Here is an 11,370-nt window from a genome sequence, read left to right as displayed (position 1 = left end):
GTTTTGGTGTGTTCTTTTTTACTTGGCCCGTTCCGCCAGGGCTAATCGCTTCGCTTTCTTCGCCATGTAATCATCGGCGATCGCATCGTACTCATCGCGAGTGAAGCCTTTCTGCTCTGGGTATTTTGCCGACAGAAGCATCTGAAATTCGGTCATCGTTAATTGAGAGGCTTCTTCGCGGATCATGCCAAAATGAGTACGCGCCGCGCTGATGTAGTCGAAGGCTTTAAATTCGTTTGTTCTCGCACCTGTTTCGTGGCGCTGCAGCTGGCGGACCTTAGCTTTGCCGACGACACCATGCTGCATAAGGTGCTGCGCCAGCACGATGATGTCGTTCTTCGGCATCTGTCCCGGTCGGTATACGACGCAATGCCGCCATCCCTTCCATTCGCCGATCATAGGCGTCAGGTCTTCCTCGCAGCACGCCTGAAGCACCAACATGCACGTTGATAAAAGCTTCTCAGTAGCGCGGTTGAATGATGGAGATAGCCATTCAGGAAATCCTCCCAGCGTGCCAGCGCAAACCTCAATTAGCTGAGCGACATCATTGCCGTGTATGGTGGCGTACGCCTGCACAATCGCTTCCGGAGTGCCGATCCTCGTCATAGCCTCGAATGAAGGCCGTAGCAGGTAATCTTTCCCGCCTTCGCGGCTGTCGCTGATGGAGAGTTCGCCAATATCGGTTAAAGCGGTCATAGGCCTTCCAGTAAACGGTCATTATCAAGGGCAGCACGCCGCCCTTTGGAATGTCCGTTAGGTAACGGTAACCGTATGCACGGCCACAAAGTTTCCGTCTTCGGTGTTGATGATGATCTGCGCGCTGCCTGTGGCGACACGCGTCACAGTAACGGTGTTGCCGGAGGCGGTGGCCGTTGCTTTGGTCGCATCGGTAGTCGCTACAGTGAAGTCTTTGTTGGTTGCGCCGGTTGGTGCGATATTCACCGTGAAGGTGCTGGTACCACCTGCCGTGCCGGTGCTGGTTGTCGGGGTTACCGTCACGCCAGTCACAGCAACCGCAGTGATTTCGTTCACTTCGATGGTGCTCGCGTCACCGACTTTGAACTCGGTAGAGAACGTGACGATGTCGTTGGTACCGCCGTCAGAGCTCAGCGCCGTGATGTTCATGTAGCCGATGAATTCGACCGGGCCGTAGTCCATGCGCACCCACATCCCAGGCTGGCGCTTGGCCTTCAGCTCGTCAGCAAAATACTTGATGAACTTGCCTACACCGTACTGATCCAGCTTGTCCTTCTTGCGCACCTCACCTTCAAAGCTCAGGGTGAAGTCACTGTTGGTGATGATGGTCTCGACATAGCCGCCGCCGTCATCCGCATCAGAGGTTACCGAGTTCGGGTTGAAGTCGAAGCCTTTCGACGTACCAGCAGCCAGCGCCTTCCACTCAGATTCGAGTGGTTTAACATCCGGGCAGCCATCGGCGACTTCCAGCACGACCGCACCGCCGAACAGGCGCTCGTTCGAGTTCTGGCAATTAGCCATGTGAAACTCCTCTTTGACGTATAAAAAAGAAAACCCGCCAGAGCGGGTTATTGGGTTGGGATGGCTATTCGCCGTAAGTGCAGGCGAACTGGAGTCGGAAGACTATTCGCCCTTCTTCTGTGAGCACCGGCGCGGGGATTGCGCCCATGTTCTGGATGTAGCCGACGCACTCGTCAGCCATGGGGTTGGCCTGTACGTAATCGACGATGCGCTGCACGGCGTTGAGCGCGTCTTTGCGCTTGTCCTTCGCGCCTACGACATCAACCAGGACGTGATACTCAGATCCGAGGTCAGTACGGATATTTGACCCACCGTTTGGTCTGAAGACGATTATGGCTTTAGCCAAGTCCTTCGGGTCGTCGTACATCAACTGCTGGACCGTGAAGCCGGTCGTTAGCCCGGCGTCGACGAACATGTTACGCACCCGCTCGTGCATCATAGGCGTCATAGCGAAAGCTCCTTACGCACAACATCATCGATGGCAGATCGCTCCTCTTCAAACCCAAGAGTGAGGAATTCCTTTTTAGCAGTTGAGCGACGGAACCTCTGCGGGTTGGCTGGGTCATGAACATAAACGGCATAGTTGGTCGAGTAACCAACCCTGCCTGTTATTACAGCTCCGTCAGTTACGATTTCGCGAAACTGGCTATTTAAAAGTGCTGAGGTATCGATCGGCGTGTAAAGTGCCGATCTAGCCGCCCCAAGAATCATCGCAGACTGGAGCGCTCGAATGATTTTCCGGCCCTGAATGTCGTTGATGATGCGGTTTATATTTCTCTCAACACGTGCCGAGCCGCGCACTTTGATGCCCATGGCTACACTCCCGTAATTATCGCCCAGTCATCTTCCAGGCCGTCGAGAGTATCGTTCCAGCGCGTTACATGGCGAACCTCATCGGCACCTGCCACGACCGGGTCTGTTTCTGTGCTGACGCCAATCAGGATGTAATCGCCCTCATCAGCTAACGCATACGCAGTAAAGAAGGTGTTTTTTACGACAACCTCTTTACCGATGGAGCCGAGCTTTGCAGACAGGCCGCCGATGTAGTCGCACATGATGGTTTCAGGCGGTTCGTATGGGTCGACAGGATCGCCCCACTCGTCATTACCGCCCGCTCCCTTGCGCCATATCGTGCATGGCTTGTTGTATGACCATGAAGCAGTAGACGACATCAGCCCTCCTTCCAGCGCAGCACCTTCGCGCCGGTCGCCCGGATGCGCTCACAGTTGATATGCCACTCGCCGTCCGATTTCACGTAGCCGGTAGTCTCCCGCCCGGTGTCGGTCATCACCCATACGCGGGTGAAAGAACGCGGCAGCCCGTGCTTGACTGATTTGTACGTCATCAGCAGCCTCCGACCACCATGAACAGGCCGACGCTGTTACCGGCGCTGATAGGCAACTCGCCGGTGCAGCCGCTGGTATCAAGCCGGGCAAGCGAGTCGCGCAGCCAGGTAATGCTGTCGTCGCCATATTCAAACGAGCGGGACGCACCAGACGGTGCACCCTGCGATTTGATGCGGCGCGCACCGGAAGACGTAGCCATCAGCGCTGCTGCGTACATCAGGATCAACTTCGCGGTGCACTCGTCATACCCCGCTCCATCGAGGCACGGGATGATCTTGTTGACCACGCAGAGAATCGGCTCCAGCAGCGCGCCCGGGATGGAGTAACCCAATTCACCGAGGAACGCCTGCACGTCTGCCGCTGTGATTGGGTCAGCCATGGTTATTTCGCCTTCTTGATTGCTTCCGCCAGTGCTGCTTCGGCTTCGTCAGCGCGTTTTGTTTCTGCTGCCAGCGCGTCGGCATGAGCCTTGTCTTTAGCTTCACCATCGGCGATTAGCTTTTGGTTCTGCTCCAGTGCGTCGGAGAGTTTCTTTTGCAGGTCAGACAAATCACCTGTGGGTGCTGACGGCGTTGCCACTTCAAACACCAACTTTTCGCCTTTCTTCTTGTCAGTGTCCTTCGCCTTGCCAGTGCTGATCCAGCGCTTTGCCGTTTCATCGTCTACCTCTACCACGGAACCAACCTCCAGTTTGCGGAGGTTGGCACCGGCGTGCAGGTTACTTGCCACGATTTCTACCAGTGCCATGATTTATCCTTAGCTTGATGCGTGAATTACGGAGTATTTGTTGTTGATGTCCTGCTTGACCATCAACCCCATTGCACCCCAGGTGCGCCAGATGTAGTCGCTGTTGTACTCCGGACGCGGAGATGCGACGGTACCGATAGCTTGGCCGACGATTGGAGCGATGACGCCTGCACTCAGTGGAACGATGACGATTTCGTTACCTGTGAGTTGGCTGTCTTCTTTAATCGCCGCTACACCGGTCAGTTTCAGGATTTCATCCATGATCGTTCCGGACTGGAAGTTGTCGGAGAAATAGCGTTCCAGGTTGGAGATGATTTCACCGGATACGTACCAGGTCTGCTCTGCATACTGGTTGTTCACGCGGCGCATCTGATCACGCAGTGCGATTGCGCCAGCGCGGATGTCCTGAGACGTTGCTGTGCCAGAGGTAAAATCGATGTTCAGGCCTGAAGCGCCAAGGTCGATCTGCGCTACGCGCTCATCGTCACGCAACCCTTTCCAGGTCAGACCGTCAAACACTGCGAAGTTGCCAGCTTTGTCGCGGAAGCCGTTGAAGATGTAGTCAACGTAACGACGCTGAACGTCTTCAACCGAACCACGCTGCGCATCAGCCTGCGACTGCAATGCCTGCGGGCTGTTGAAGATTGGATCACGCCATTCGAACTTAAAGCCCGAGTCGTGGATAGGCACCATGGTGCCATCGAAGGAATAGCTACGAGCATCGAGTGCCGCGCCGACCTGTCCGGACATGGAAGTGTGAGCCCAGCCGCGGCCACCGGTACGAGCGTAGTCGTAACGAGACTGTTCGATTCGAACGGAGCGAGAAAGCGGCATCAGATCGTTCAGCAGAGTGAACTCGGTATTCGGCTCGAACTGCTGAAGAACAGTCGTGTCGAAAGCGCGATACAGGCGACGAATATCGTCAACTGCATTCACCGCATCGAGATAAGGAGCATTTTCTGCATCGCCACGGAACTGAGTCCGCGCCAGAAAATCTGCTGCTGCCTGAGCACTGGCGTTTCGCTCAATTTCGAGTGCACGCCATTGCGCCTGATTTACCGCGAGGTTACCGGTCTTTTCACCGATAGACTTGGAGAATACAAACATATCCGCTCCTTATTTGATTACGACACGAAGCAGATCGCCTGCCGCCGCTGTGTATGATTTGTCTTCCTCGACGTAGCAGCGCACTGACTCATCGCCAGCAGCCACCTTGACTCGACCATTTGCAATAGAGAGCGCCTGTCCCTTGGTGTAGGTGCCGGCTGCGGCACGAACGTTGAGGAACATGCCCGGCAGAGGCTGAATACCTACGACAAGCTCGCCAGCAGGGATAGCGTCGTCCACTGACAGGCAGCGCAGATAGTCTTTGTTGGCCACATACAGAATTGCAGCCTCATTGCCATCTACAGAGGCAGTGAACTTGTCCGCTGCACTGAAGAAGCCAATGGTACCCGGCGGAGTAGATGCCGCGGCCGCGCCTTCACGGTTAAGCAGCGGATTAGGGAACACGCCGCCGGCGTGGATGATATGCTTTCCGTCTTTAGCCATTTTTTACTCCGGCATTTCGCTGACTGACTGGTTGTTGGTAGCCTGACGGAATGCACCATTCAGGCCGGTTGAGGTCTGGCACTGAGCAAACAGCTCTTTCAGCGGCTCGCCGTCCAGCGCGTTCACCGCAAGATCGGTCATGCCAAACTTGGCTTTAACCGCGGAGCGCATATTGCCCTTCTCTGTTTCAGCGCTGGCGTTGATCTGGCTGTTCAGGGCTGTTACCTGCTCGGTAAGCACCTTGGCCCAGGCTGGCATCTCTTCGTTATTGGTGGCCTGCTCTTTTTTCTTGGGCTTGCCGGTTTCCGGATCGATTTCTTCGTCGCCATTTTTCTTGGCGGCGGCTTCGTCGGCCTTCATCTGGTTGTATGCGTCCATCAGCTCGGCGTCGGACTTGCCTTCGGTCGGCTTACCAGCGGCTTGCAGCGCATTGATAATCAGTTCTTTCATCGGATCGTTCTCTCCGTTGGTTTTAATCTCGTACTCAGGTTGTTTGCGCACGACTTCTACAGGTTCGCCGACGAATTGGGCCTTGCCGTCATCGTCGATGATGTACTTCTGTTTGAAATAACGGGAATCATCCCGGTATACGAAGGTGTCAGGCCATACCGACTCTGGCCAAAGCCAGTTGTCATCAGATCGACCCTCTCGCAGCTTTTCACTGATTGCTCGCTGGATGTCGTCGAAGGAAAAGTTGGAGGCATTGGTAAAGAAGAATTTGGTTTTGTTGATCAGGCCATCGCGGGTGCAGTCGATTCCGTCAGCCAGGCGGGCAACTTCGATCTGCTGCTCATCACCTTCTGAGTTAACGAAGATGCCCACGCCCTCCTCCGGCGTACCGGCGCCAGGCTCATCGAGCAGCACAGCAACATGGTCAAACATCATGTTTGTGGCGATCTCGTTGTACTTCTTGCCCTTCGATTCGCCGTTGGCGGCGATACCTGAATAGAGCAGGCCTGTGGAGATGTGGATCGGGTCAGAGTTGGTGCCGGCCAGCATCTCATCCAGGCGGTTGATCAGGCGCTTGCCCTTGTCGCTCGACTCGGCGTACTGGCGGTTAACGTACATGTCGCCCGTAACCTTCCCGTCTTTGTGGCTGACGTTCTGTAGCCAGGCGCCGACGTGGTATTCGTTCACCGCCCTGACATCGCGCGCCGATACATGCTTGCCGTCCACTTTTGGGTGGCCCAGCGGCATCGGGTTACGTTCAAGCGTGTTGTAGGCCTTTTCGATTTCTGCTGCCGGGTACAACTTCCGGTTCATCACGATATCGTCCACGACAGGCGTGATGCCGCGAACCACGATATGTGGCTTGCCGTCGATGGTTTCAGTGGTGATGTTTGAAGCGGAGTTGACGACGGTCAGCACGTTAACGCGGTTGCGTTTCATGCTGGGTCCTCGTTAGTGGGAGTTTTCGGTCATCACCTGAATCAGGTAATCAGCACAAGCTTCTCCGTCGGTGGAGTCGCCACCCTGATAAGCATCAGGGTTGTGCTTATATTCATCGCACCACTTCACGAAAGCGGCTCTGATTTGCGATTCAGTGAACAGGCGGCCATGGTTGATATCTCTCGGCGCTTCTCTCGGAATAGGGTTGCTCACGCAGCCTCCTTAGTAGTCCATTGTTTGCGCTCTTTTTTCAGCTTATCCGCAAGCCCCTCGTTGAATATGCTGCCGTCGTCGTTGAGCAGCACAGGTATCTGGCTGCAATAGCAGTTGTACCGGTTGCCGTTTTCAGCGTAGAAATCCCGCACCTCTTCGGTGGTGTAGACCTTGCCGTGACGGCTGGCGTGCCAGGTGCGCGTAGTTGGCTTGAGCGCCGACAGCCACAGAAGGCCGGTATTAAGCCCTAGCCGGTCAGCGGCCCAGTCAGTCTCATTCCACTGCGCCTGCCGCAGCGCGCCGACCTGCTCAGTCTGAGCGATGGTTTTGGCCTTCGACATCGACACATCGAGGCGCTTACTGATTACGCTGGCTGTCTCGCGAGGATTCACGCCGCGCGCTACTGCATCGGTGATGATGTTGGTCAGGTCTCCGCGGGCAGTGTCGCTGATGACCTTCCAGTCACTGAACGTTGTCAGCCTGGCCGCAGATATCTGGTTCAGATAACCGGGACTGCTTAAAAGCTGCTGTAGCGTCGTCTGACTGGCGTACACCTGTGACTGCTGCGAGAGGTTATTGAACGCCTCCAGCGTGCCACGCTGCGCTTCTGCGACGACATAATCCATCGCCCATAGATTTTGCTCTCCGCCATCCAGCAGGTAATCGTCGAGAATGCCCTGCACCGCCTCAAGTAGGTCTGCCAGTTCCTGCGCTGACATGTCGTAGATGAACTTGCCGGCGTTGACCTGGTAGAGCCGCATGTCAGCGCCGTGGTCGTGGCACAGGAAGCGCCAGTTATGGCTGTTTACCTCTCGCTCTCGCCCAGTCAGGCGCTGGTCAAACAGAGCCTTCAGCGCGCGCTTGATGCCGAGATATCGTTCCTCGATATCCCGGAACATCGCGGTTACCTGCCTTGCCGATCGGGTCGGGTCAACCTTGCTGCGCGGAACTACCGGTGTCCCGACTTTCGTCTTTTGCTCCGGTGTCATCGGAAAGAGGATCATCGGTCGTTACCTTTTTTTTGGGGTCAGGCGGCTTAACATCTTCACGCGGCTCAAGTTCTCCCGCTTCCCTGACCTCGTTCTCATCAACAGCCGGTGTGCCGTAGGCTTGCTGGGTATCCTTCGCCACCGCAGCCATTTCCTTCATGTTGGCAATCTTCTCTTTCTCACTTGGAGCGAGTAGATCGGACCAGGTTAACGTGATTTCGCCAGATTTAGGTGGCTCGATAACCTCCACAGTCCAAAGCCGTTCTATAACTGCACTTGCCCGGTCAGTCTGGAACCCGTTGCGGCGACCATTACAGCGCTTGGCAAAGTCGTTTTTGTCCTGATCTGAAGCAAGCCTTCCCGTCTGCTGACCAAACAAGATGGTGAATGGCATCTGAACTGAAGATGAAAACTGGTTAGCTGACACTGTCCACGTTGGACTCGGATCGGCAGCGGCAACGGAAAGCACTTTAGCCTCTCCGTCCTGCGTCACCAGGGCCGAATCTGTACCAGAGTTAAGTTTCTGGATAGCAGCGTTTAAAGCCTCAGCCAGCCCTGAATAACCAGCTTTCTTGGCATCCTCCATGATTTTGTCAATCTTGGTGTCTTTCGACATGTTAATGCCGAGCTGCCTGCTGGCGTTTTTCAGGAACCCCTCAGCGCTGCCGCCGGAGGTTTTAGCCATATCCAGCAGGTCGTTATAGCCTGCACGCAAGAAAGGGATTCCAGCCAGTGAGGATTCATCTTCTGAGCCCTCGCAGAAAATGATGATGCGCTCAGGATGAATTTTGATGGAGCGCATGGGACCAACAATACTGCCGTTGTCCCCCACGGGTTGTTCCTGGAAATAATAAAACTTCGGCATGGCGTAATCAGGGGACTTCTGATCCTGCTCTAATTCACCCGGCTTAACCTGCGACTCCCATGCAGGAATCATCTTCACTAAGCCGCGTTCGCGTGAGTTACGCATCACTTCACGATTAACTGGCTCATCCCAATTACGGCTATCGGCAAACTGAAGAATGAGAGCTGAGTAGTGACCGACAAGGTTACGTCTATCCGCGTCCTTCACCTTCGCCCAGTATTTCTTCATGAGCTTGGTGACTTTCTTTTCCCATGGCGTCGATTTTTTGGACTTCTTCGTCTCGTCACCATCCACGATTACAGGATTATCAGACCAACATGCATCCAGTAGCTTATGAACAGCGCCGAACGCGGCTCCATTACGCTCATACATGTTGTAGAAGTGGTCAAAGTCGAGGCGCTCAGGATAGCCAAATTCACACCACAGATGATGTCGCTTGGTGTTGCCTGATTTATTGAAGTCGGCCGCATAAAGCTGTCGAGATCGCGATACCTCGTTGAGGCTATTCACAATCAGCCCAGCGAGGACTTGCATTTCTGTATCGTTACTCACTGAGTTGTCCTTATGTGAAGAATATCGCCCCTGAACGGCGAGGAGAGTGCAGCACGCGGTAACGGGTTGCATCCCAGTCGTGGTCTTCCTGCTGGGTATCTACGTCGTCCGGGTTTTTGCTGTCGCGAACCAGCACGGGTATGCGGCTAATCCAGCCACGACAATGCTCGAAAACGTAAAAGGCAGGCTTCTCAGGGATGCCAGATTCCAGCTTCTTACCTTCAACTACAGCCTCAAGCATGTCAGCGAATACCGAGGCCCCGTTTACTCGCGAGCCAGGCTTCTTATTGGCCTCAAGCCATTCGACACCCTGATTTTCCATTTTCTGACCGATCGATAACTCATCGTCACCAGTATTGAAAATGGCGCTGTCAGCCGGGCCCGGAATAACTTCCGAGCATATTCCTGGAACAATGTTTAGCTGGCCCTGCGTGACTCCGTCGATCTGTATCTCTTCCGGCTCGTCGACATCTTCGCCCACCAGCCGCTTGTCAATCCACGCCACGCCTTTCGCGACGTTGGTGGATGACATATTCAGGCCTTTGTTCAGCTCATCAGGCGGGCAGCCATACCATTCTCCGATCAGGATTAACGTCCCTGCCGGCGGGCAGAACTGCCGACCATCAGGCAGCTCGGCGGCAGTGCCATCAGCCTGAGCCCACCACAGATTAGAGAACGGCTTCGACTCACCCCAGTCATGGGAGCGGTCAACTGTCCAGCTGTCCGGGATGTGGAACGGCTTAATGACGTGCAGAGATTCATTCCACAGGTGGTCAAAGCGGCCGCCACTGGTCACATCCCATGAGCCCTCTACCCACGCTTTACGTCGGTTAGGGTCTTTGATGGACATCAGGGTCGCGATGTACTGCGGGTCGAGGTACGGATTCTCTTTAAACGATCCGTGGATGGCCACGCGGGTCAGCGTGATTTCCTCTTCTCGCTCAGTCTGAGGGTTGAATACCATTTGCCGGTCGCGCTGTACGGTTCCGCGCGGTGCTGGCTCAATGAAGCGTTTCTTTACCCAGGTATGCCCTATGCCAAACGGGTTGGTAGTGCTGAACGTTTCCAGCGGGATCGGCCTCAGTAACTTGCCATTCTCCAGCGGGTAGTTTTCCGGCCTGAACGATGAGCGGCGGCAGGAGAACATCATTTCGTAGAACTCTGGAGACTGCTGTTTCGTCAGCTCGTTAAAGCCAATGAACGGGAATTCCTGCCCGTGAAAATCCCAGTAGTCGTCCGCCTCTTTGCCGAAGCGGAAGAGAAGCTCCTCGCCTGTGGGCCATACCCATCGCAATTCGCTCGCAGATGACAGATACCGTGCACCGTCGTTGAACAGGCGAAACATACGCTTCGACTGAGTGATAATGTCGGCAAGGTTCTTATATTCGGTGTCGAAGATGACGCCGCGCCAGAACGAGCCATAGCCCACGCCGACATTGCGCCGGAACCTGGCTAACTGCGCAGCTGTCTTCCCCGGTCCGCGAGTGCCCTCGAACAGGATTTCGTTACACGGGCAACTCAGCGCCAGGGACTGAGATCCAGGCAGTGGCTTCCATACAGCTTTGTAATTCATCCACCGAGCACCCCGTCCTGTTGTTTCTGCGCTGCCGCCTCCCAGTCATCCACGTTGTCACTGGTTGGCACCAGCATGACGTTATGGGTGACCTCTTTCGTTTCAGCCTTATTCTCGATGCTGTACGCCTCACGCTCGAGGCCAATCAGCGTCTTCAAGCTGTCGCTCAGGTCTTTCATGGATTTTACGCGGGAAGGCAGGCTGATCACTTTCTGATAAATTTCATTGAGCCGGTCCCGCCCTTTATCGTCGGGGTCAAACATGATGTCGCCCAACCGCTCGAGCGCGCTTACATCTGCGCACTGCGCACCAAGTTCATCGAATAGCGTGTTGGTCAGTTCACGAGCCCGGCGGATGTCTCCCCGGTGCTCCATGCGTACCGTGGCAATCACCTCGGCAGTCGCCTCTATCAGTACGCGCTCGGTCAAAGTGCTTTCGTTGCGTACCTGTTTGCGTACCTCCTGTTTGCGTACCAGATCGTCAGCCTTTTGCTGAATCTTCGCATTGAGGTCACGCGACCAGTCGTCACGCTTGGCACGCTTACGGATAGCGCCTTCGCTGATACCGTGCTGTGAAGCTATTTCTCGGAGGGACATCACTCCGGCCCGGTACGCCGTTTCGATGGCCTCCCAGTCCGGTTTGCTCATT

16 protein-coding genes are annotated in these 11,370 nt (G+C 55.2%); all 16 read right to left on the bottom strand.

The genetic code is table 11. From position 1 onward, the window contains the following. Window positions 1-18: 18 nt before the first annotated feature. On the bottom strand, window positions 19-696 hold the full coding sequence (locus ACOTWU_RS14010; RefSeq protein WP_421625777.1) for a DUF6246 family protein: 678 nt from the start codon (window positions 694-696) through the stop codon (window positions 19-21). 57 nt (window positions 697-753) lie between these two features. Beyond that, window positions 754-1,497 (bottom strand): Ig-like domain-containing protein, encoded by a 744-nt coding sequence (locus ACOTWU_RS14005; RefSeq protein WP_063438425.1) that lies wholly within the window; start codon window positions 1,495-1,497, stop codon window positions 754-756. 64 nt (window positions 1,498-1,561) lie between these two features. Further along, window positions 1,562-1,945, bottom strand: coding sequence for a phage tail termination protein (locus ACOTWU_RS14000; protein ID WP_047746632.1), 384 nt, complete (start codon window positions 1,943-1,945; stop codon window positions 1,562-1,564). Then, on the bottom strand, window positions 1,942-2,310 hold the full coding sequence (locus tag ACOTWU_RS13995; RefSeq protein WP_421625776.1) for an HK97 gp10 family phage protein: 369 nt from the start codon (window positions 2,308-2,310) through the stop codon (window positions 1,942-1,944). The genes ACOTWU_RS14000 and ACOTWU_RS13995 overlap by 4 nt, the downstream gene beginning before the upstream one ends. A 2-nt stretch (window positions 2,311-2,312) precedes the next feature. Next, window positions 2,313-2,669 carry a hypothetical protein gene (locus ACOTWU_RS13990; RefSeq protein WP_016245422.1) on the bottom strand — a complete coding sequence of 119 codons (357 nt, stop codon included), beginning with the start codon at window positions 2,667-2,669 and terminating at the stop codon, window positions 2,313-2,315. Continuing rightward, window positions 2,669-2,842 (bottom strand): hypothetical protein, encoded by a 174-nt coding sequence (locus ACOTWU_RS13985; protein ID WP_023300380.1) that lies wholly within the window; start codon window positions 2,840-2,842, stop codon window positions 2,669-2,671. Before ACOTWU_RS13985 ends, ACOTWU_RS13990 begins: the two co-directional genes overlap by 1 nt. Then, on the bottom strand, window positions 2,842-3,222 hold the full coding sequence (locus ACOTWU_RS13980; protein WP_006808952.1) for a DUF7370 family protein: 381 nt from the start codon (window positions 3,220-3,222) through the stop codon (window positions 2,842-2,844). The genes ACOTWU_RS13985 and ACOTWU_RS13980 overlap by 1 nt, the downstream gene beginning before the upstream one ends. A 2-nt stretch (window positions 3,223-3,224) precedes the next feature. Continuing rightward, window positions 3,225-3,590, bottom strand: coding sequence for a hypothetical protein (locus ACOTWU_RS13975; protein ID WP_246893559.1), 366 nt, complete (start codon window positions 3,588-3,590; stop codon window positions 3,225-3,227). A 9-nt stretch (window positions 3,591-3,599) separates the two neighbouring features. Further along, entirely contained in the window at window positions 3,600-4,697 is a 1,098-nt protein-coding gene (locus ACOTWU_RS13970) for a major capsid protein (RefSeq protein ID WP_014884000.1), read from the bottom strand. Between the two features lie 9 nt (window positions 4,698-4,706). Further along, entirely contained in the window at window positions 4,707-5,141 is a 435-nt protein-coding gene (locus tag ACOTWU_RS13965; protein ID WP_032648633.1) for a hypothetical protein, read from the bottom strand. A gap of 3 nt (window positions 5,142-5,144) precedes the next feature. After that, window positions 5,145-6,530, bottom strand: coding sequence for a DUF2213 domain-containing protein (locus ACOTWU_RS13960; protein WP_193143508.1), 1,386 nt, complete (start codon window positions 6,528-6,530; stop codon window positions 5,145-5,147). Between the two features lie 12 nt (window positions 6,531-6,542). Next, window positions 6,543-6,743 (bottom strand): hypothetical protein, encoded by a 201-nt coding sequence (locus ACOTWU_RS13955; RefSeq protein ID WP_241515562.1) that lies wholly within the window; start codon window positions 6,741-6,743, stop codon window positions 6,543-6,545. Then, entirely contained in the window at window positions 6,740-7,747 is a 1,008-nt protein-coding gene (locus ACOTWU_RS13950; protein WP_241515563.1) for a phage minor head protein, read from the bottom strand. Before ACOTWU_RS13950 ends, ACOTWU_RS13955 begins: the two co-directional genes overlap by 4 nt. Continuing rightward, window positions 7,674-9,131, bottom strand: coding sequence for a DUF1073 domain-containing protein (locus ACOTWU_RS13945; protein WP_246893578.1), 1,458 nt, complete (start codon window positions 9,129-9,131; stop codon window positions 7,674-7,676). The genes ACOTWU_RS13950 and ACOTWU_RS13945 overlap by 74 nt, the downstream gene beginning before the upstream one ends. A 28-nt stretch (window positions 9,132-9,159) precedes the next feature. Then, a complete protein-coding gene (locus ACOTWU_RS13940) occupies window positions 9,160-10,722 on the bottom strand; it encodes a terminase (protein WP_246893561.1) in 1,563 nt (520 codons plus the stop codon). Beyond that, window positions 10,719-11,369 (bottom strand): hypothetical protein, encoded by a 651-nt coding sequence (locus ACOTWU_RS13935; protein WP_045363909.1) that lies wholly within the window; start codon window positions 11,367-11,369, stop codon window positions 10,719-10,721. The genes ACOTWU_RS13940 and ACOTWU_RS13935 overlap by 4 nt, the downstream gene beginning before the upstream one ends. Window position 11,370: the final 1 nt, after the last annotated feature.

It is taken from the genome of Enterobacter cloacae complex sp. GYL001, assembly GCF_049237125.1.
Classification (GTDB): domain Bacteria; phylum Pseudomonadota; class Gammaproteobacteria; order Enterobacterales; family Enterobacteriaceae; genus Enterobacter; species Enterobacter hormaechei_C.
Note: the sequence above shows the minus strand (reverse complement) of the source record. Positions and strands in the feature narration are given on the sequence as shown.